This window comes from Nonomuraea aurantiaca (assembly GCF_020215705.1).
GTDB lineage: Bacteria > Actinomycetota > Actinomycetes > Streptosporangiales > Streptosporangiaceae > Nonomuraea > Nonomuraea aurantiaca.
The window spans coordinates 174226-194123 of the sequence record NZ_JAIWNB010000008.1; the positions used below are offsets into that span (position 1 = coordinate 174226).

Here is a 19898-nt window from a genome sequence, read left to right on the forward strand (position 1 = left end):
CGGGGCTCAGGAGGGGTTGCCCTTGGCCAGGGCACGCGCCGTGAACCGCTCGGCGTCGATGATCACCCGCTCGTGCGTACCCTCACCGATGACGTCCACCCCGTCACCGGCCACCACCTCGAACCGCAGCCGCCGCCCCTCCACCGACACCAGCCGCACCCGGCAGGTCACCGTCATCCCCGCCGGCGTGGGCGCCTGGTGGGTGATGTCGACGCGCGTGCCCACCGTCTGCTCACGCGGCCAGTCCAGGTACGGCAGGACGGCCCGGACACACGTCCACTCCAGCAGCCCGACCAGGAACCCGGTGGCGAACACCGGCGGCATCACCCCGAACTCCGCCGACTCCGGATACAGCCCCGCCACGATCTTGCTCTCCGGCACCAGGAACGCGAACTCGTGCTCCAGCCCCGCGACCAGCCCTTCAGCCATGTACTCCACCGATCATCCGGGCGGCCGCGGCCTTGGCCCGCAGCATCGCCGACCGATCCCCATCCACCACGACCCGGGCATTGGCCCCGTCGATGAGCAGCAAAAACGCATAACCCAGCCCGTCAGGGTCGGCCAGCCCCGCCTGCTCGGCCAGCTCGGTCAGCCGCTGCCGCAGCCACCCCTTGTACGCCGAGATCACCCTGCGCGCCGGATGGTCCGGATCGGGCAGTTCCACCGCGGCGTTGGTGAACGGGCACCCGCGAAACCCCTCGCGCCCATGCCCCCGCGCCAGCCAGTCGAACACCGCCAGCAGCCGCTCCTGAGCCGACCCGCCGCTGTCGAGGAGGAACTCGGTCAGCTCCGCCTGCCGTACGGCCCGCCGCCACTCCAGTACGGCGGCCACCAGGTTCTCCTTCGACCCGAACTGGGCGTACAGGGTCGGCTTGGACACCCCGGCTCGCTCCACCAGCGCGTCAACGCCGGTGGCCCGGATCCCCTCGGCGTAGAAGACCTCGGTCGCCACTTCCAGCAACCGCCGCCCGCCGGGACTGTACTTCTCCACCCCGCCATACTTACAGGTCTGTAAAGCCCGTACAAGTGACCGCCGAGAGGAAAGGTGGCTTTTCGCCGGAAACGACGCGGCCGCCTCGCCGTACCACCCAGGTGGCGGGTGCGGCTCAACGTGTAGAGGCGCGGCCGCGGGTACCGTGACCAGCAGGGGCGGCAAGTCAGGCCGTGAGGGCGGCCGCCGCTTCCCGATAGATGACCGTCGGGTCCTCCGACAGCCACGCCTTCACCTGGCGGCTCCAGTCGTCGGCGAGCACCTCGGGCCGGTGCGCCTCGATACCGTCGAGGGCCGCCGCGACGATCACCTCGGGGGCGCTCTTGTCGCCGTCGTACCAGGCCATCATGTCGGTGTCCGCGGCGCCCAGGTGCAGGCCCGTCACCAACGTGCGCTGGTGGGCCAGCTCCAGGCGTACGGCGTTGGTGAGCGCCCACTCGGCGGCTTTCGCCGCGTGGTAGCCGCCCGCACCGTCGAAGGCGAGCCACGAGATCGCGGACAGAACGTTGAGGATCGCACCGTCGGCCAGCTGGGGCGCGAAGGCACGGATCACGTTGAGGGTGCCATAGAAGTGGGTGTCCATCTCACGGCGAATCGTGTCCAGGTCCCCGGTGACCAGATTCGCCCCCGTCGAGATTCCCGCATTGTTGATGACGATCTTGACATCGGGTGCCGCTGCCGCCGCGGCGGCCACCGAGGCCGGATCCGTGATGTCGAGCCGCAGCGGGATGACCCCCGGTACGTCGATGGTCTCCGGGCGGCGGGCGGTGGCGTACACCCTGCCCGCGCCGCGGTCCAGGAGAGACAGGACGAATTGCCGTCCGAGGCCGCGGTTGGCCCCGGTCACCAGCACATGTGCTCCGTTGATCTGCATGCGGATAGGCTAAAACCTGACGTTGACGTCAGAGGCAAGTCTTGTGATGGAGGTCACGGTGCGTATCGGCGAGTTGGCGGCACGGTCAGGCGTCAGCGTGCGGGCCCTGCGCTACTACGAGGAGCAGGGACTGCTGGCGGCGCACCGGAGCGGCTCCGGGCAGCGCCACTACCCCGAACCGGCGGCCGACCGTGTCCAGCTGATCCAGATGCTTTACGCGGCCGGCCTGTCCAGCCGGACCATCGCCGAACTGCTGCCCTGCGTCGAGGCCAAGGTCAGCACCCCGCACTCGCGTGCCCGGCTCGCCGCCGAGCGCAATCGCATCGATGCCCAGATCGCCGCGCTGACCCGTACCCGTGATCGCCTGGACGCGGTCATCCGGAGCACCGAAAGCCCGGACAACGGCTGCGCGTGGATCGCGGACCAGGACGTCGCCGCAGAGGCGAGCCACTCCGCGACGCCGTGATCGCCACGGCCGGGTCGGGCATGGGATTTCAGGGGTCGCGGTAGCGATCGAACCTATCTCTGACCTTGAGGTCAGTGCCTACGAACGGCAGGATCACGGCCGGCGGCGAGCGCGGCAAGGATCAGGAAAGTGGGTTCCTGCATCGATCTCATTCGATCGCCATATAACGATGATCTTTCTATCAGGATGACCGGCTCGCCATCCTCGGCCCGGTCGTGAACGCCGTGGAACTCGACCTACCCGTCGGCGATCGGCGACCACCTGCGCGGTGGAAGGCGCTAGCGCACCCAGCCGGTGTAGCGGCGACCGCCCTTCGGCTCCTCCCGCCATCCGGAACGGCGCCCTCCACCCTCGGGTTCGAGCGCGGCCGAGACCGCCCGGACGAGCCAGGCGTTGACGGACAGCCCTTCGCGACCCGCCGCCTCCTCGATACGCGGCTTGAGCTGCTCGGGGACACGCAGCGAGATCCGCGACGTGCCGCCGTCCTCACCGTCCTGCGGCACCGCCACACCGGCCTCCGAAGGCCCCCGGACTCCCGGAGCACCCGATCCCCCCGGACTTGCCGTGCCGCCCGAAGCCGTCCGCCGCCGACCACCCGCCGCACCGGGCAAGGCGTCAAAACCGCCCTCGCCCCCGTCCTCGAACGGGCGGTCCGCGGGCGGCGGCGTCACGACGAAGGAGGGGTCGCGCCCGCGCAGCCGTACGTCGACCGAGCCCGGCGCGAGCTCCCGGGTGATCTCGTCGGCGGCGGCCGACAACGCCTCCAGCAGAACAAGCCGCGTCGCCGACTCCAGCGGCAAGGTGAGACGCTCGGCGAGAGCGCGCGCGTCATCGCCACCCGCCTCGGCGGCTACCGCGAGTTCGCGGCGCAGATTGTCGACGTACGGCGCCAGATCCATGACATCACTATGACGCCATAAAGGCGCCATGGCAAACCCTGCCGCCCGCCTGAAACGCTGTTCACCTTTGACGCCACCCGCCACGGACGGGCCGGCGCCACCGCTCCAGCCGGATCGTGCCAGTACGGGACCCGACCCCGCAACCGGCCGCGCGATCATCATGCCGGTAACCGGCGCCGGGATACCGTACCCAGATGGAAACCGTCACACTGGACCGCCTGGACCGCTGCCTGGCACACGCGCTCCAGATCGACGGCCGAGCGCCCTTCAGCAAGATCGGCGAAGTGCTCGGCGTCTCCGAGAACACGGTCGCCCGCCGATACCGGCGGCTGCGATCGGCCGGAATACTCCGCGTCGTCGGCGTGGTCGACGGACTCCGGCTCGACCACGTCTCCTGGGCGATCCGGCTCCGCTGCACCCCCGACGCCGCGAGCGCGGTCGCCACCGCCCTGGCACGCCGCAACGACACCGCCTGGGTGAGCCTGCTCTCCGGCGGCACCGAGATCGCCTGCGGCACACTGGCCCGGACACCGGCCGAACGCGACGCGTTCCTGATGGAGAAACTCCCCCGCAGCCGGCAGGTGGTGGGTGTCACCGCGCACCGCATGCTGCACAGGTTCGCGGGCGGCCCGGCGGGCTGGGCGGGCCTGCGAGCGCTGTCCACCGAGCAAACAGCCGAACTCCTCCCCGATCCGATCGTGCACGAGGACACCGCCTCGCCCATCGACGAAACCGTCCAGCTCGACGAAGCGGACCACGCGCTGCTGGAGACCCTGTCAAAGGACGGGCGTACCACCCATACCGACCTGGCCGCGATCACCGGCTGGTCGGAGTCGACCGTACGTCGACGCATGGCGCACCTGCGGCAGACCGGGATCCTCTACTTCGACGTCGACATCCCACCCGAACCCCTCGGCTTCCACGCCGAGGCCTGGCTGTGGATGTCCGTGAAGCCCGCCAAGCTCGCCGCCGTGGGCGAAGCCCTCGCCCAGCACCCGGAGGTCACGGTGGCCGCCGCCACCACAGGTCCGGCCAACCTCTTCGCGGGCGTCACCTGCCGCAACTCCCGCGACCTGTATCGGTACCTGACCGAGCGCATCGGATCCTTGAAGGCCGTACGGCATGTGGAGACGGCCCCGCTGATCCGGACCGTCAAGCGAGCAGGCGCCATCCTGCCCGGCTTGCACCAGGATGCGCCCAGCTTCCGCTAGAAGGGGTCCGGCCTCCGCCAAGAGAGGCCCGCCTCCGCCAAGAGGGGCTCGGCGCGATCTGAGACCGCTCGCCGGATTTCGGCTGATTGACCCCCGTCATGCCGGAAACCGCCACGCCACAGCACCTGGATCGCCCTCACCCCGGCCCGACACCGACAGTTGCCGATGACCAGAAGGGAATCACCACCATGCACGTGATCGTCATCGGCGCCGGACTCGGCGGCCTGTGCCTGGCACAACGCCTGCGCCGGCTCGGCATCAGCGTCTCCGTACACGAGCGAGACACGACACCGGCCTTCCGCCACCAGGGCTACCGCCTCCACATCAACGCCGACGGCCGGCGCGCCCTCGAACACGCCCTCCCGCCACAGCTGTGGCAGCTCTTCCTGGGCACCGCGGGGACACCCGGACCCCGCTCGGTGTTCCTCGACGAACAACTCCTTCCACGATGGACGGCCGAGGCAGACTCCGGGCCCGCGCCACTGGCGGCCGACCGGCTGACCCTGCGTCAGATATTGCTGGCCGGACTGGAAGACGTCGTCACCTTCGGCAAGACCTGCACCGGCTTCGAAAGCACCCCGACCGACGACACCCCCACAAACCACGCCAACACCATCACAAACCGCACCACTACGGCCACCACAGCCATCGCCACAAGCCACACCGTCATGGCGCCCAGTCACATCTCAGCAAACGGCCGTGGCAGCGCCACGAACGAACCCATCGTTGCCACCGCGAACAGCCGCATAACCGCCCACTTCGCCGACGGCAGCACCGTGACCGGCGACGTACTGGTCGCCGCCGACGGCGTGAACTCCGTCATCCGCCGACAGCTCCTCCCCCACGCCCGCGTCATCGACACCGGCCTGCGCCAGCTGTACGGCAAGATCCCCTTGACCGCCCAGACCAGAACGCTGTTCAGCGACGACATGTTCAACGTCTTCACCGCGATCGTCGGCCCCGGCAGCGCCTTCGTCGGCGTGGCTCCGGTGGAGTTCCCGGAGCCGATGGACCAGGCCATCGCCCGGCACGCCCCCGATGTACTGCTCCGCGACGTACGGGACTACATGACCGTCAGCTTCGGAACCCGCCGCGAGCACCTCCCCCGCACCGACGACGAACTCCACCAGATGACCGGCACCGAACTCCGCGCGATGGTGCTGGACCTGATCGACGGCTGGCATCCCCGCGTCCAGCGCATCGTGCAGGAGTGGGATCCAGCCAGCATCTTCCCCGCCATCCTGCGTACCAGCGTCCCCATCGAGCCATGGCCCACCAGCGCCGTCACCCTGATCGGTGACGCCATCCACGCGATGAGCCCCGCAGGCGGGGTGGGCGCCAACACCGCGCTGCGCGACGCGGCCACGCTGGCGGACGCACTGAACGAGGCGGCACACGGCCGCCCGCTGGTCGCGGCGCTGCGCGCATACGAAGCCGCCATGATCGGCTACGGGTTCGCCGCAGTACGCGCCTCCGCCGACAACGGCCACCGCTTCCTCGGCCAGAACCCACTCCCCACCGTGTAAGCCCCCGGCGTACCGCCCCACGGAGGCCCCGTGGTCTCACGTCGGTGAACGGCCGAGGTTGGCGAACGTAGGCAGACGTTCCCCGACCTCGGCCACCGCCGGCGAACATGGTTGGAACGCGGTGGACTGTCGGCGGACGTCGGCCGATGTTGGTAGGAGGCGGTAGGGGGCACACGGGCGCGGGCGTCGGCCAGCGTGGGGACTGCTCGGATGCTAGTTTGACCCTTCGTGTCTGACTACCTGCGTGATCTTTTCTCCCTGGACGGCCGGCGAGCCCTCGTGACCGGCGGTAGCTCAGGGATCGGTTATGCCATGGCCGAGGCGATCGGCCGTGCCGGAGCCGAGGTGGTGATCGTGGCTCGCCGGGAGGCCGAGCTCGACAAGGCCGTGCACCAGCTCCGGCAGCACGGCGTGACGGCCTCCCGCATCAGTGCCGACCTCGGCGACCGCGCCGCCGTGGAGCGGGTCTGCGCCGGCGCCGGCCGGATCGACATTCTGGTCAACGATGCCGCCAACAACATCCGCAAACCCATGGCCGAGCTCACCGACGACGACTACGAGCAGACCATCGCGGTCAACCTGACCGCGCCCTACCTGTTCGGCCAGCACTTCGGGCCGAGCATGGCCGAGCGGGGCTGGGGGCGGATCATCAACGTGGGCTCCCAGCAGACCGTCAGCGCCTTCGGCAACAGCGGTGTGTACGGGGCGGCCAAGGCTGGGATCGCCGGACTCACCCGGTCGCAGGCCGAAGCCTGGTCAAGCCGGGGCGTATGCGTCAACACGATCATCCCCGGATTCGTGCTGACGCCGCTGACCGAGCCGGCCCAGGCCATCCCCGGCCGGGTCGAGGAGCTCGCCGCTCGCCACATGGTCGCGCGTAACGGCGTGCCTGACGATTTCGCCGGTGCCGCGGTGTTTCTGGCCGGTGACGCCTCCGCGTTTGTCACCGGGCAGATGCTGTTTGTCGATGGTGGCTTTTTCGTGCACTGAATCGGCCGGGCGCCTTTACTTTGTAGATTACTTGCGGCGGATGTGTCGCACTTCCGCGCCTTCGTGCCAGGTGTCGATGACCAGTTCGTCGCCCTCGACCCGAGTCCACACCACCTCGGACAGGTCGATCCTGAACAGGTGCGAGTCGGCGTCGGGCAGACCCGCCTCGGCCAGCACCGTCGGATCAGTCACCTCCTCCGCCCGGCCGGCCAGTTTCACATCGCCCGCCCATGATGACGGATCCCCCTCATCGGGGTCGGGTGAGGTGACGTGGATGGCCATGCGCGGATCTCGCCGCAGGTCGAGCGCCTTGACCGCGCCGGGCATGGATCCCATCCACAGCTCGCCACCGTCCAGCCGCGACTCGGTGCCGCTCACCCTGGGAGAGCCGTCCTTGCGGAGCGTGGCCAGCACCTTGTGCTTGTGACGCTCCATCACCCGCCGAGCGATCGCCGCCAGCTCGGGGGCCTGGATCTCGAACTCTTTCCACGACGTCATGCGAGCATCATGAACGACGGCACCGACAAAAACCGGCCGGGAGTCACCGGCCCGACGAGGTTCCAACGGCTCGGCAGCGCCTACGCGATCTCACTCCCGGTCCGGCTCGTGAGACAGCTCGTGCGACAACTGCTCCAGCTCCGCTCCCCCCGCCATCAGCCCCGTCAGCTCCTCGCGCGTGATGTCCCCCTTGCGGTACTCCCCCAGGCTCGTCCCCCGGTTGAGCAGCAGGAACCGGTCCCCCACCGGATAGGCGTGGTGCGGGTTGTGCGTGATGAAGACCACGCCGAGGCCCCGGTCGCGGGCCCTGGCGATGTACCGCAGGACGACGCCCGCCTGCTTGACGCCCAGCGCCGAGGTCGGCTCGTCGAGGATGAGCACCCGGGCGCCGAAGTGGACGGCCCTGGCGATCGCCACCGACTGCCGCTCGCCGCCGGACAGCGTGCCGACGGGCTGGTCGACGTCGCGGATGTCGATGCCCATGGCCCGCAGCTCCTCGCGGGCCACCCGCCGGGCCGTGGCCACGTCGAAGGCCAGGCCCTTGCGGGGTTCGGAGCCGAGGAAGAAGTTCCGCCAGACCGACATGAGGGGGATCATCGCCAGGTCCTGGTAGACGGTGGCGATGCCACGGTCCAGCGCCTCTCGCGGGCTGCCGAAGCGTACCTCGGCGCCGTCGACGAGGAAGGAGCCGGTGTCGTGCTGGTGCACACCGGCGAGGATCTTGATGAGCGTCGACTTGCCGGCGCCGTTGTCGCCCAGGACGCAGGTGACCTGGCCCGCCTCGACGCTCATCGACACCTCGCGCAGCGCCAGGACCGAGCCGAAGGTCTTGCCGATGTCGCGCGTCTGGATGATCAATGCTTCACCTCCTCGGCGTACCGCCGGACCAGGCGGTTGGCCAGCGTGGCCAGCAGGAGCATGGCGCCGAGGAAGAACTTGAACCAGTCGGCGTCCCAGCCCAGGAAGACGATGCCCTTGTCGGCCATGCCGAAGATCACCGCGCCGATGGCGGCGCCGATCGCCGAGCCGTACCCGCCCGTGAGCAGGCAGCCGCCGATCACGGCGGCGATGATGTAGATGAACTCCTGCCCGATGCCGATGTTGGCCTGCACGGAGGTGTAGCGCAGGGCCAGGATCGAGCCGACGAGCCAGGCCGCGACCGCGGTCGTCATGAACAGCGCGATCTTGGTACGGGCGGCGGGCACGCCGACCGCGCGGGCGGCCTGCTCGTTGCCGCCGACCGCGAAGATCCAGTTGCCCGCTCTGGAACGCATGAGCACCCACGTCGCCACGGCGGTGACCAGCACCCACCACAGGATCGCCACGCGAAAGGAGGTGCCGCCGACGTCGATGGTGCCCGCGAAGATCGTCCGGGCGGTCTCATAACCCGCCGCCCTGCGCAGGCCGCTGACCTGCACGGTGCCGGTCAGGGCCTTGGTGACGCCCAGGTTGATGCCCTGCAGCATAAGGAAGGTGCCCAGCGTCACGATGAAGCTGGGCAGCCGCGTCCTGGTGACGACCAGCCCGTTGGCCAGTCCGATGAGCAGCGCGACGACCAGCCCGACGAGCATGGCCGTCCACACGTCGAAGCCGTAGCGGGTGGCCAGCGTGACCAGGATGAGCCCGGTCGTGCCGGTCAGCACGCCGGCCGACAGGTCGAACTCGCCGCCGATCATCAGCAGCGCGATCGCCACGGCCATGATGCCGAGCGTCGCGGCCGGGTCGAGCCAGTTCGCGATGCCGGCGGGCGAGCGGAACACCGGTGACTGGGCGGCGAAGAACGCGAACACCGCGATCAGGCCGACCACCGCGCCCAGCTCCGGGCGGATCAGCAGCCGGCGGGCCAGGCCGACGCTGCCGATCCGTTCATCGGCCGGAACAGTGGTCACCGGGTGCCCGCTTCTGCCAGCTTGGCCACCTGCTCGGCGTTGTCCTTGGTCACGAAGCCGGGGCCGGTGTTGACGGGCAGGCCGCCGCCGACGGTGTTGAGGTTGTTCTTGTACAGGTAGAGGAAGACGATCGGCAGGTAGCCCTGCAGGTACTGCTGCTGGTCCACGGCGAACAGGATCTCCCCGTCCTTGATCGCGGCCACCACGTCGCCCGACAGGTCGAACGTGCCCAGCTTGGTCTGCGTCCCGGCGTCCTTGATGGCATCGCGGGCGGCGATGGCGACCGCCGGGTTGAGCGCGAGCACGCCGTTGAGCTGCTTGTCGGACTGCAGCTTGGCGGTGACCTTGGAGGTCACGTCCGCCAGGTTGCTCACATCGACCTGCAGCCGCTCGACCGTGCCGCCCAGCGTGGCCTCGGCGCCCTTGCACCGCTGGTCGAGGCCGACGTTGCCGGCCTCGTGGATGACGCACAGCAGCTTGGTGACGCCGGCGGCCTTGAGCTGCTCGCCCGCGCCGCGCCCGGCCACCTCCTCGGACTGCCCGACGTGGGTGATGGCGCCGAACGCCTTGGAGGAGTCGGCGCCGGAGTTGATCGTCACGACGGGGATCTTGGCGGCGACGGCCTTGCCGATGGCCTCCTTGAGCGCGTCGGGGTTGGCCATGGACACCACGACGCCATCGACCTTCTCCGAAACCGCCTGGTCGATGAGCTGCGACTGCTTGGCCGGGTCGCCGTCGCCCTGATAGGTGACCTTCACGGCGTACTGCTTGCCGGCGGCCTCGGCGCCGTTCTTGACCACGTCCCAGAAGGAGTCTCCAGGGCCTGCGTGGGTGATGACGGCGAAGGTGCCGCCGCTCGCCGCGGCGGGCGCGGATCCTGCGGCGGGTGCGCTGCTCTGCGCGGCGGGTTGCTGCGCCGAGGAACAGCCGCTCAACGCCAGAGCGCCCAGCAACGCCACCACGATCGGGATTCGTCTCATCCGACACCTCCAAGACCAACGGGCTCGTCCCTGGTTCTACCCCAATGTCATCTGCTTGTATAGACATGCGGACCAATGGTGACAATCATGGTTTCGTCCTGATGTCAGGACATGATGGTCGTCACAGATCCCAGGAAAGATGAGCTCGACGACGTCGACCGACAGGAGCCGCGATCGCCTTCGATTCTACGCCGCCTACCTGGCCCGGAAGTAGAACGGAATCATACGTTCCCGTATGCTGGAGGGATGACGACTTCAGCACCGATGAGCGGCCGCAAGGCACAGGCCGCCCGCAACGACGCGTTGATCCTCCAGGCGGCACGGGCGGTGTTCACCGCCGACCCGGGCGCCCCGATCGCCGCGGTGGCGGAGCGGGCGGGCGTCGGGATCAGCGCACTCTACCGCCGCTACCCCAGCAAGGAAGCCCTGTTGCAGAAGCTCTGCTTCGACGGGCTGATGGTGTACATCGCCGCCGCGGAGAAGGCGGTGGCCGACCAGGGCGACCCCTGGGACGCCTTCGCCACGTTCATGCGGGAGGTCGTCGACGCCGACACCCACTCCCTGACGATCGCGCTGGCCGGGACGTTCCAGCCGACGGAGGAGCTGTACCACGCCGCCGTGCGGGCCGGTGATCTGGCGACCCAGGTGCACGGCAAGGCCGCCAGCGCCGGAGTGCTGCGGCCGGACGTCACGGTGTCGGACGTGGCGCTGCTGTTCGAGCAGCTGGCCTCGGTCAAGCTGGGCGAGCACGAGCGCACCGAACAGCTCCGGCACCGCTACCTGGCGCTGTTGCTCGACTCGCTGCGGCGCCCGCCGGCCCACCGGCCGCTGCCCGGCCCGCCGCCGCAGGACACCGAACTGCGCGCCCGCTGGACGCCCAGGTCGCCCTGATCCGGTCTCAGTCCTCCCCCGCCTTCCAGCGGAACAGGTACGACATCACGAAGCCGAACAGGCCGGTGACCCCGCGAAAGGTCAGTCCTCGGGCGCGAGCCGCTCGGCGAGGTCTAACGTACGGCGGGCCCTGGCGACGATCGGCGCGTCGACGAAGCGGCCGTCGGGCAGCGCGACGGCGCCCGTCCCGGCCCGCTCGGCCTGCTCGGCGGCCTGGACGATCTCGGTGGCCCGCTCCGTCTCCTCCCGCGTGGGAGCGAACGCCCGCCTGATCACCGGGATCTGGCGGGGATGGATCGCGGTCCTGCCGAACAGGCCCAGCGCGCGGCCCGCCCGGCAGGAGGCCGCCAGACCGGCCTCGTCCTTGACGTCGGGGTAGACCGACATCGGCACGGGGGGCAGGCCGGCGGCCGCGGCGGCGATGACCGCCTGCAGCCGGAGGTGGTTCATGGCCGTCTCGTCGGTGATCGACAGCTCGGCCGTCAGGTCCTGCTCGCCGAGCGCGATGCCCGCCACGGCCGGGTGGGCGGCGATGGCCTGGGCGGCGACGATCCCGGCCGCGGACTCCAGCAGCGCGTACGCCCTGACGCCCAGCCCGTCGAGGACACCGGCCGACTCGACCTTGGGCAGCCGGACCGCAGCGAGCCCCGGCAGGCCGGAGAGCGCGTCGAGATCGTCCCGCCCGCGCCCGCTCGCCAGGTCGTTGATCCTGACGTGCACCTCGACGGATCCGCCAGGGCTGGCCAGGTAGGCGGCGGCGTTGGCCCTGGCCTCGTCCTTGCGGGCGGGCGCGACCGCGTCCTCCAGGTCGATGATGACCACGTCCGCCCCGGAGGCGGCGGCCTTGTCGAACCGCTCGGGCCGGTCGCCGGGGACGTACAGCCAGGTGACGGGGGTGCTCACGCGATCACCCCGTCCTCGCGCAGCCGGGCGATCTCCTCGCACCCGTAGGCGAGCTCGCCGAGCACCTGGTCGGTGTCGTGGCCCAGGCGCCGGCCCGGCCAGGAGACCGCGCCGGGTGTGTCGGACAGGCGGAACAGCACGTTCTGCATGGTGACCGTGCCCAGCTCCTCGTCCGGCACCTCGATGAAGGTGTCGAGGGCGGCGTACTGCGGGTCCTTGGCGATGTCGGAGACGTCGTAGATGGGGGCGACCGCCGCCTGGGCCTCCTTGAAGCGGGCGATGACCTCGTCGGCGTCGCGTTCGGCGATCCAGGAGGCGACGGCCTCGTCGAGTTCGTCGACGTGCTGGACCCGGCCCTGGCCGGTGGCGAACCAGGGCTGCTCGACCAGGTCGGGCCGGCCGACCAGGGTGACCACGCGTTCGGCGATGGGCTGGGCGCTGGTGGAGATGGCCAGCCAGCGGCCGTCGCGGGTGCGGTAGGTGTTGCGCGGCGCGTTGCTGCTGGAGCGGTTACCGGTGCGCTCGGGCACGACGCCGAGCGCCTTGAAGGCGCTCATCTGCGGGCCGAGAATGCCCAGGATCGGCTCGATGATGGCCATGTCGACGACCTGCCCGCGCCCGCTCTGCTCGCGGGCGCGCAGGGCGACCATGATCGCGTACGACATGGCCAGCCCGGCGATGCCGTCGGCCAGGGCAAGGGGCGGCAGGGTGGGCGGGCCGTCCGGCTGGCCGGTCATGGCCGCGAACCCGCTCATCGCCTCGGCCAGCGTGCCGAAACCGGGCTGGCCGGACATCGGGCCGAACTGCCCGAAGCCGGTCATCCGCGCCACGATCAGGCGGGGGTTGATGTCCATGAGGTCGCCGGGTGCCAGGCCCCAGCGTTCCAGGGTGCCGGGGCGGAAGTTCTCGACCAGCACATCGGAGCGTTCGACCAGGCGGCGCAGGATCTCCTGCCCCTCGGCCCGCGACAGGTCGACGGCGGCGGCGCGCTTGTTGCGCGACAGCGTCTTCCACCACAGGCCCACCCCGTCGACCGAGGCGCCGTGCCCGCGGGAGGGGTCGCCGCGGCGCGGATGCTCGATCTTGATCACGTCGGCGCCGAAGTCGCCGAGCATCATCGCGGCGGATGGCCCGGCGAACAACGTCGCGGCGTCGATGACCCGCAGGTCGGCGAGGCTCGTCATAACGAGGTAACTTATAAGAAATATCTCATAGGTCAATATGTTTCTCAGATTGCGGGACACTGATGGTCATGCCGACCAGCGAGCCGCGTCCTCCCATGAGCAAGGCCGAATACGTCTACAGCGTGCTGCTCGAGGAGATCCGCACGGCCAGGATCCCCGGCGGCACCGCCCTGCGCGCCGGGGCGGTGGCCCGCAGACTCGGCGTCTCGGTCACGCCGGTCCGCGAGGCGCTGCGCAGGCTGGAGAAGGACCGGCTGATCAGCTACGAGGCCCACCACGGCGCGACCGTGGTCGACCTGGGCGACGACGCGCTGGAGGAGTACTACGGCCTGCGGGCGGTCGTCGAGGGCCTGGGCGCCCGGCTGGCCGCCGCCCGCATCACCGCCACGGATCTGACCGAGCTGCGCGAGCTGCACGCCTCGATGCTCCGCGACGCCGAGGAGGGCCGGCCCGAGCGGCTGGGCGAGCAGAGCAGGCAGTTCCACCTGCGCATCGCCGACATCGGCGGCCCGGCCTTCCTCGGCCAGCACGCCAGGGCGGTCCGCGACAGCTTCCCCGTGCCCGCCGGGGCGTCACTGTGGCTCGACGACGAGCAGGTCAACCTGCAACTCGACGCGCACGAAGGCATCCTGGCCGCGCTGGCCGCCGCCGACGGCGCCGCAGCCGAGCACATCATGATCGAGCACGTACGCCAGGCCGGCGACTATCGCAAGGGCCACTGACCGGGTGCCGGGCGGTCTCAGCCGGTGAGCGTCCCGCGGACCTCGTCCAGCACGCCGGAGGTACGGTCCACGCGGAAGGCCGACAGCGACAGCCGGGCGAACGCCTGCCGGTAGTCCTCCGCCTGCCGCCGGTCCTCGACCAGCACCGACCCGTGCAGCAGGTGCAGCACCAGCATGTCGGGCCGGTCACGCTCGGGGAAGCGCAGCAGGGTGAACGGCGCTCCGTGGTAGAGGTAGCCGGTCTCGGCGCTGGGCCGGGCGATCTGCACGGCGATGTTGGGCCGCTTGGCGGCCGAGACCAGCGCGTCTACCTGCTCCAGCCGGTCGCCGGAGCGGGTCAGCGGCGGGTCGGTGAGCGCCTTGCGGTCCAGCACCGCCCACAGGCGCGGGCCGCCGGACCTGTCGAGCAGCTCCTGCCTGCGCATGACCAGATCGGCGCCGCCGTCGATCTGCTCGGAGGTGGCGCCCGGGTGGTGGGCGGCGCGGACCGCGGCCTCGGCGTAGGCGCGGGTCTGCAGCAGCGGGGGACGTGCTGCGGGCTGTAGGTGTAGATGACCCGCGCGTGGTCCTCCAGCGCTAGGAAGCCGGTCAGCCACTACAGGGACAGCAGGATGCGTACGGTCGACTCGCGCGGCGCGACGAGGCCGTGCTGGTGATGCACGACAGCCACCCTAAGCGATCACTTCCGGCACGCATATCTACGAACCCGCCCCGGGCGCCACTTCGGCGAGGGCGGAGCCGCGCAGGTCGAAACCGCCCACGTGGGCCAGATAGTCGCCTTCCTCCAGCGGGTCGCCGACGTAGACGCCGCCGGCCTGCCGTACCAGCAGGGCGCCCGCCGCCACGTCCCACGGGTGGGAGCGGGTGCCGTACGCGACGTCGGCCCACCCGGCGGCGACGTGCGCGAGCTTGAGCGCGGCGCTGCCCGGCCGGCGCACGGCGGCGAAGGACTCCAGGAAGCGGCCGAAGCGGCGCAGCGCCCGCTCCCCGTCGAGCTCCAGGTCCAGCGGCGTGGGGTAGCTGGACAGCAGCATCGCCTCCCTGTCCCGGCTCGCCCCCTTGCTGCGGATCGGGGTGCCGTTGCACCAGGCGCCCAGCGTCGAGGCGGTGAACTCGTCGTCCCGCACCGGGTCGTACACGACGCCCGCCACCAGCTCGCCCGCGACCGCGGCGGCGATGGAGACGCAGAAGAACGGCAGGCCGGCGGCGAAGTTGGCGGTGCCGTCGATCGGGTCGACGTACCAGCGCAGCTCACCCGAGCCGGTCACGCCGCCCTCCTCCCCCACGATCGCGCTGCCGGGCCAGCGGGCGGTGATGACGGTGCGGATCGTCTCCTCCGCCGCCCGGTCATGCTCGGTGACCGGGTCGTGGAAGTCGCGCTTGGTGGCGACCGCCGGCCTCGACCTGAAAGCCTTGCGCAGCCTCGGCCCGACCGCCCTGGCCGCCTCCGAGGCGGTGTCGAGCAACTGTGTCGCGTCCATGTCTCCTCCAGGGGCACTTCACGTCATCAGCACGGTCATGCCCAATTCCGCGTGTTCGACATACCTCGGCCGATCATGTCAGGACAACAGATTGTCACGACCTACTGCCTACTCGCGAGATTTGTCAGGACATTCTGACCTGGGTTAATCTGATCAGCATGACCGCGAACCTGGCGATCGACCTGGACCGCTCCAGCCCCGTGCCGCTCTATTTCCAGGTGGCCGAGCAGATCGCCGAGGCGATCCGGCGAGGCGACCTGGTGCCCGGCTCCCGGCTGGACAACGAGATCCTGCTCGCCGACAAGCTGGGCCTGTCGAGGCCCACGATCCGCCAGGCCATCCAATATCTGGTGGACAAGGGCCTGCTGGTCCGCAAGCGCGGCGTCGGCACCCAGGTGGTGCACGGGCAGGTCAAGCGCTCGGTCGAGCTCACCAGCCTCTACGACGACCTGCGCCGCTCGGGTCAGGAGCCGGCGACCCAGGTCCTGGCGCTGGAGCCCCGGCCGGTGAGCGAGGAGATCGCCGCCGTCCTCGGCGTCGAGCCCGGCGCCGAGGTGCTCTACCTCGAACGGCTCCGCTTCGCCGCCGGCGAGCCGCTGGCCGTGCTGCACAACTGGCTGCCGCTGGGCCTGGCCCAGCTGACGGCGGCCGACCTGGAGGGCCGCGGCCTGTACGAGCTGCTGCGCGGCGCGGGCGTGCGGATGCGGGTGGCCAACCAGCGCATCGGCGCCCGCGCGGCGAACCAGGCCGAGGCCAAGCTGCTGGACGAGCGGCGCGGCGCCCCGCTCCTGACCATGCTCCGCACCACCTACGACGACCAGGGCAGGGCCGTCGAGCACGGCTCACATGTCTACCGGGCCTCGCTCTACTCCCTCGAGGTCACCCTCATCGAGCGCTGAGGCCGCGCGCCGCTTGACGAACCAGGTGGTGGCGATGCCGCACAGCACCGCCGCCACCAGCCCCACCCACGAGAAGCCCTTCAGCCACTTCTCGGCGACCACGCCGAGATAGAAGATCACCGCGGTGGTGCCGCCCGCCCAGACGATCCCGCCGAGCACATTGGCGACCAGGAACCTCCAGTACGGCATGCGCAACGCCCCCGCCAGCGGTCCGGCCAGGATGCGCAGCAGCGCGATGAAGCGCCCGACGAACACGGCCCACACCCCGAACCGGTCGAAATAGTGCTCGGCCTTGCCGATGTGGCGGGGCCCGAAGTGCTTGGGGAAGCGCCGGCCGAGCCGCTCGAACAGCGGCCTGCCGCCCTTGCGGCCGATGGCGTAGCCGATGGAGTCGCCGACGATCGCCCCCGCGCTCGCGCAGACGCCCACCCACACGGGGCTGACGACGCCCTTGGCGGCCAGCAGCGCGGCGCTGACCAGCACGATCTCGCCGGGCAGCGGGATGCCGAGGCTCTCGATCCCGATCACCAGGCCGACCAGGGCACACAGCCACGCGGGCGGGATGGCCTGCAGCAGTTCGTCGATGTGCACGCAGCAACCCTAGCCCGGCGGGCCGCCATTGGCGGACGTCCGTCTTCAGGCGGTGGCCTCGTCGAGGAGTTCGAGCAGGTGGTGGTACGGCTTGCCGGTGGCGCGGGTCAGGCCGAGCTCGCAGGTGCGGTTGACCGAGGCGTGCGCGGCGAAGTCACCGGCCCGTACGGCGGCGGCTTCGGCATGGGTGGCCGAGGCGGTGAGCTCCGGGTGGAGCAGGCCGCGATCGCCGGCGAAGGCGCAGCACTGCCACCCCTCAGGGACGACCACCCGCTCGGCGACCGCTTCGGCGATGCGGGCGATGGCGGCGTCCAGGCCGAGGCGGGTGGAGGAGCAGGTGGGATGCAGGGCCAGGGAGGGACGGCGCCGGCCCACGGTCAGGCGGGGCAGGAGGTACTCGGCGGTGAAGGCGACCGCGTCGAGCACCCGCAGGGCCTGTCCCAGCGAGCCGGTCAGACGGTGGAAGCCCTCGGTGCAGGAGGCGGCGTCGCTGACGACCGGGATCCGGCCCTGGCCGGTGGCTTCGAGCAGGCTGTCGCAGACGCGGCGGGCCATGGCGTCATGGCCGTCGGTGTAGCCCTTGGACGACCAGGGAGTGCCGCAGCACAGGCCGCCGATCCCCTGCGGGATGTGCAGCCGCACGCCCGCCCGGGCGGCCAGGCGGGCGAACGCCTCCATTACGCCGGGGCCGCCGTCTGCGGGGGCGAACAAGGTGTTCAGGCAGGACGGGACATATACCGCATCCGCGTTCTCCACCGGATCGGAGCGGCGGCGCTTTCCGCCTCGCGGCAGGTCGCGGGTCCATCGCGGAACGGCCTCGGGGCCGGCGACGGCGCGAGCGGCACGGCTGGCAGCCTCCGGGAGATGGGGCGGTACCGCCTTGGCCGTGTCCAGTGCCAGGTCGAGCGCGCCGGTCACCCCGGTCCAGTGCTTGGCGGCGGCCTTCCAGCCCTTCTGGGCCAGGCGGCCGTGGCGCTCGCCGCGCAGACGCTTGGTCAGGTCGCCGGTGTTGATCAGGACCGGGCAGGCGGTGGCGCACATGCCGTCCACGGCGCAGGTGTCCACGGCGTCGTAGCCGTACTCCTCCTCCAGCCGGCGGGCGAGCTCGTGGTCGCCCGCGGCGTGGGCGGCGGCCAGCTCGCGGCGCAGCACGATGCGCTGTCGCGGGGTGGTCGTCAGGTCGCGGCTGGGGCAGACCGGCTCGCAGTAGCCGCACTCCACGCACCGGTCCACCTCGGGCTCGACGGTGACGACGGCCTTGAGGTCACGCAGGTGCGCGTCGTCCCGGTCGGTCAGGACGACGCCGGGGTTGAGCGCGCCGGCCGGGTCGCACAGGCGCTTGACCTCGCGCATCACCTCATACAGCTCGTCGCCGTACTGGCGGCGCACGAACGGGGCCATGACGCGGCCGGTGCCGTGCTCGGCCTTGAGCGTGCCGCCCCGGGCCAGGACGGCCCGCACCATGTCCTCGGTGAAGTCGGCGTAGCGCTCCAGGTCGGTGTCGAAGCGCTCGTTGAGCATGAAGTGCAGGTTGCCGTCCTTGGCGTGGCCGAAGATGACGCTGCGCTCGTAGCGGTGCTCGGAGAACAGGGCGATCAGCTCGTCGCACAGGTCGGCCAGGGCGGGCACCGGAACGGCCACGTCCTCCAGCAGGGCGGTGGTGCCGCTGGGGCGGGCGCCGGCGACGGAGGCGTACAGGCCCTTGCGGATGTGCCACAACGCGGCCCGGCCGTCCGCCTGCCTGCTGAGCCGGGCCGGGGCGGACAGCGCCAGCGCCGGGAACAGGTCCGCGGCCGTCCGTTCTCGTTCGGCCAGGAGATCCTCCTCCGGTTCCTGCCATTCGATCAGCAGGGCGGCGTGCTCGGCGACGGCGAGCCCGCGCAGCACGTCGTCGGCTTTGGGGTCGCTCTGGGCGACGCGCAGGGATTCGGCGTCCAGCAGTTCGACGGCGGCGGGCGCGGCGGCGACCAGGGCGGGCATCGCGGCCATGGCCTGGCGCAGGGTGGGGAAGACGAGCAGGCCGGTGGCGGCCAGCCGGTGGGCGGGGACCGTGCGCAGCACCGCCTCGGCGACGAAGCCCAGGGTGCCTTCGCTGCCGATGGCCAGGTGGGCCAGGATCTGCGCGGGCGATGAGTGGTCGAGGAAGCTGTTGAGGCCGTAGCCCATGGTGTTCTTCAGCGCGAACTGGGCGGTGACGCGGCCTACCGAGTCAGGGTTGCCGCGCACGCGGTCGCGCAGCCGTTCCAGGCCCTCGGCCAGCGCGGGCTCCAGGGCGCGCAGCCGCTCGTCGGCGTCGGGGGCGCCGGTGTCGATGACGGTGCCACTGGACAGCACCAGCGTCATCGACTCCAGGGTCTGGTAGGCGTTGGCGTGCGTGCCGCAGGTCATGCCGCTGGAGTTGTTGGCCACGACGCCGCCGATCGTGCAGGCCGACTCGCTGGCCGGGTCCGGGCCGAGCTTGCGGCCGTACGGCGCGAGGCGGGCGTTGACCTGCCGCAGCACCGCGCCGGGCTGCACCCGCACCCGCGCCCCGCCGTCCAGCACCTCGATGCCGCGGAAATGGCGCCGGGTGTCCACCAGGAGGTGCTCGCTGACCGCCTGCCCGCTCAGACTGGTGCCACCGGAACGGAAGGTGAGCGGCAGGCCCGTACGCAGCAGCGCCGCCACCTGCTCCGCGCTCTCGGGCACCAGCACCGCCTGCGGCGTGAGCAGGTAGTGCGAGGCGTCGTGCGCCATGCCGAGCCGGTCACTGGCCCGGGTGCGGGCGATGCCGGGGACGGCCGCCTCCACCGCCGACAGTACGGCGGGATCGGGGACGGGCAGTGTGCTGCTCACGCGTGCTTCTTTCACAGTCGCGGATCTCACAGTCGCGGATCTCACAGTCGCGATCTGAGAGTCGTGGA

Annotated in this window: 21 protein-coding genes; 7 read left to right on the top strand and 14 right to left on the bottom strand. The window is 70.8% G+C overall.

What is annotated here, in order from left to right:
- Positions 1-6: 6 nt before the first annotated feature.
- The 3 genes from LDL49_RS20910 to LDL49_RS20920 all read right to left on the bottom strand — a co-directional run bounded on the left by LDL49_RS20910 (position 7) and on the right by LDL49_RS20920 (position 1865).
- On the bottom strand, positions 7-429 hold the full coding sequence (locus LDL49_RS20910) for a thioesterase family protein (RefSeq protein WP_225292782.1): 423 nt from the start codon (positions 427-429) through the stop codon (positions 7-9).
- Entirely contained in the window at positions 422-991 is a 570-nt protein-coding gene (locus tag LDL49_RS20915; protein ID WP_225292783.1) for a TetR/AcrR family transcriptional regulator, read from the bottom strand. Before LDL49_RS20915 ends, LDL49_RS20910 begins: the two co-directional genes overlap by 8 nt.
- 166 nt (positions 992-1157) lie before the next feature.
- On the bottom strand, positions 1158-1865 hold the full coding sequence (locus LDL49_RS20920; protein ID WP_225292784.1) for an SDR family oxidoreductase: 708 nt from the start codon (positions 1863-1865) through the stop codon (positions 1158-1160).
- Positions 1866-1923: 58 nt separating this feature from the next.
- On the opposite strand from LDL49_RS20920, the gene LDL49_RS20925 reads away from it, so the two are divergent.
- Positions 1924-2331: a MerR family transcriptional regulator gene (locus LDL49_RS20925; RefSeq protein WP_225292785.1), complete on the top strand. Its 408-nt coding sequence runs from the start codon at positions 1924-1926 to the stop codon at positions 2329-2331.
- A gap of 278 nt (positions 2332-2609) precedes the next feature.
- Here LDL49_RS20925 and LDL49_RS20930 read toward each other — a convergent pair whose 3' ends face one another.
- The gene (locus LDL49_RS20930) at positions 2610-3230 is read right to left on the bottom strand and encodes a hypothetical protein (RefSeq protein WP_225292786.1); all 621 of its coding nucleotides are present in this window, start codon (positions 3228-3230) and stop codon (positions 2610-2612) included.
- A gap of 194 nt (positions 3231-3424) precedes the next feature.
- Here LDL49_RS20930 and LDL49_RS20935 point away from each other — a divergent pair, with 194 nt between their 5' ends.
- From LDL49_RS20935 to LDL49_RS20945, 3 genes are all read left to right on the top strand, one after another.
- Positions 3425-4441, top strand: a complete 1017-nt coding sequence (locus LDL49_RS20935) for an Lrp/AsnC family transcriptional regulator (RefSeq protein ID WP_225292787.1) — start codon at positions 3425-3427, stop codon at positions 4439-4441.
- 188 nt (positions 4442-4629) lie between these two features.
- Positions 4630-5967 carry an FAD-dependent oxidoreductase gene (locus LDL49_RS20940; RefSeq protein ID WP_225292788.1) on the top strand — a complete coding sequence of 446 codons (1338 nt, stop codon included), beginning with the start codon at positions 4630-4632 and terminating at the stop codon, positions 5965-5967.
- Positions 5968-6195: 228 nt separating this feature from the next.
- Positions 6196-6957, top strand: coding sequence for an SDR family NAD(P)-dependent oxidoreductase (locus tag LDL49_RS20945; protein ID WP_225292789.1), 762 nt, complete (start codon positions 6196-6198; stop codon positions 6955-6957).
- A 27-nt stretch (positions 6958-6984) separates the two neighbouring features.
- Here the strand turns inward: LDL49_RS20945 and LDL49_RS20950 are convergent, their stop codons facing one another.
- From LDL49_RS20950 to LDL49_RS20965, 4 genes are all read right to left on the bottom strand, one after another.
- Positions 6985-7455 carry a pyridoxamine 5'-phosphate oxidase family protein gene (locus LDL49_RS20950; RefSeq protein WP_225292790.1) on the bottom strand — a complete coding sequence of 157 codons (471 nt, stop codon included), beginning with the start codon at positions 7453-7455 and terminating at the stop codon, positions 6985-6987.
- A 90-nt stretch (positions 7456-7545) separates the two neighbouring features.
- A complete protein-coding gene (locus LDL49_RS20955) occupies positions 7546-8313 on the bottom strand; it encodes an ATP-binding cassette domain-containing protein (RefSeq protein ID WP_225292791.1) in 768 nt (255 codons plus the stop codon).
- Positions 8310-9344, bottom strand: a complete 1035-nt coding sequence (locus LDL49_RS20960) for an ABC transporter permease (RefSeq protein ID WP_225292792.1) — start codon at positions 9342-9344, stop codon at positions 8310-8312. The genes LDL49_RS20955 and LDL49_RS20960 overlap by 4 nt, the downstream gene beginning before the upstream one ends.
- Positions 9341-10324 (bottom strand): sugar ABC transporter substrate-binding protein, encoded by a 984-nt coding sequence (locus tag LDL49_RS20965; RefSeq protein WP_225292793.1) that lies wholly within the window; start codon positions 10322-10324, stop codon positions 9341-9343. Before LDL49_RS20965 ends, LDL49_RS20960 begins: the two co-directional genes overlap by 4 nt.
- 246 nt (positions 10325-10570) lie before the next feature.
- On the opposite strand from LDL49_RS20965, the gene LDL49_RS20970 reads away from it, so the two are divergent.
- Positions 10571-11215: a TetR/AcrR family transcriptional regulator gene (locus tag LDL49_RS20970; RefSeq protein ID WP_225292794.1), complete on the top strand. Its 645-nt coding sequence runs from the start codon at positions 10571-10573 to the stop codon at positions 11213-11215.
- Between the two features lie 81 nt (positions 11216-11296).
- Here LDL49_RS20970 and LDL49_RS20975 read toward each other — a convergent pair whose 3' ends face one another.
- Together LDL49_RS20975 and LDL49_RS20980 are read right to left on the bottom strand one after the other, a co-directional pair.
- Positions 11297-12118 (bottom strand): HpcH/HpaI aldolase/citrate lyase family protein, encoded by an 822-nt coding sequence (locus tag LDL49_RS20975; RefSeq protein ID WP_225292795.1) that lies wholly within the window; start codon positions 12116-12118, stop codon positions 11297-11299.
- Positions 12115-13302 (bottom strand): CaiB/BaiF CoA transferase family protein, encoded by a 1188-nt coding sequence (locus LDL49_RS20980; RefSeq protein ID WP_225292796.1) that lies wholly within the window; start codon positions 13300-13302, stop codon positions 12115-12117. The genes LDL49_RS20975 and LDL49_RS20980 overlap by 4 nt, the downstream gene beginning before the upstream one ends.
- Before the next feature lie 68 nt (positions 13303-13370).
- Here LDL49_RS20980 and LDL49_RS20985 point away from each other — a divergent pair, with 68 nt between their 5' ends.
- Positions 13371-14024: a GntR family transcriptional regulator gene (locus tag LDL49_RS20985; protein WP_225292797.1), complete on the top strand. Its 654-nt coding sequence runs from the start codon at positions 13371-13373 to the stop codon at positions 14022-14024.
- A gap of 17 nt (positions 14025-14041) precedes the next feature.
- Here the strand turns inward: LDL49_RS20985 and LDL49_RS20990 are convergent, their stop codons facing one another.
- Positions 14042-14620, bottom strand: coding sequence for a Scr1 family TA system antitoxin-like transcriptional regulator (locus LDL49_RS20990; protein WP_225292798.1), 579 nt, complete (start codon positions 14618-14620; stop codon positions 14042-14044).
- Positions 14621-14722: 102 nt separating this feature from the next.
- On the bottom strand, positions 14723-15505 hold the full coding sequence (locus LDL49_RS20995; protein WP_225292799.1) for an inositol monophosphatase family protein: 783 nt from the start codon (positions 15503-15505) through the stop codon (positions 14723-14725).
- Positions 15506-15663: 158 nt separating this feature from the next.
- Here LDL49_RS20995 and LDL49_RS21000 point away from each other — a divergent pair, with 158 nt between their 5' ends.
- Positions 15664-16404, top strand: coding sequence for a GntR family transcriptional regulator (locus tag LDL49_RS21000; protein ID WP_225292800.1), 741 nt, complete (start codon positions 15664-15666; stop codon positions 16402-16404).
- On the opposite strand, the gene LDL49_RS21005 is transcribed toward LDL49_RS21000, so the two are convergent.
- Both LDL49_RS21005 and LDL49_RS21010 read right to left on the bottom strand, forming a co-directional pair.
- The gene (locus LDL49_RS21005) at positions 16348-16995 is read right to left on the bottom strand and encodes a DedA family protein (protein ID WP_225292801.1); all 648 of its coding nucleotides are present in this window, start codon (positions 16993-16995) and stop codon (positions 16348-16350) included. The two genes, LDL49_RS21000 and LDL49_RS21005, sit on opposite strands and share 57 nt — an antisense overlap.
- Before the next feature lie 45 nt (positions 16996-17040).
- A complete protein-coding gene (locus LDL49_RS21010; RefSeq protein ID WP_225292802.1) occupies positions 17041-19830 on the bottom strand; it encodes an FAD-binding and (Fe-S)-binding domain-containing protein in 2790 nt (929 codons plus the stop codon).
- Between the last annotated feature and the right edge of the window lie 68 nt (positions 19831-19898).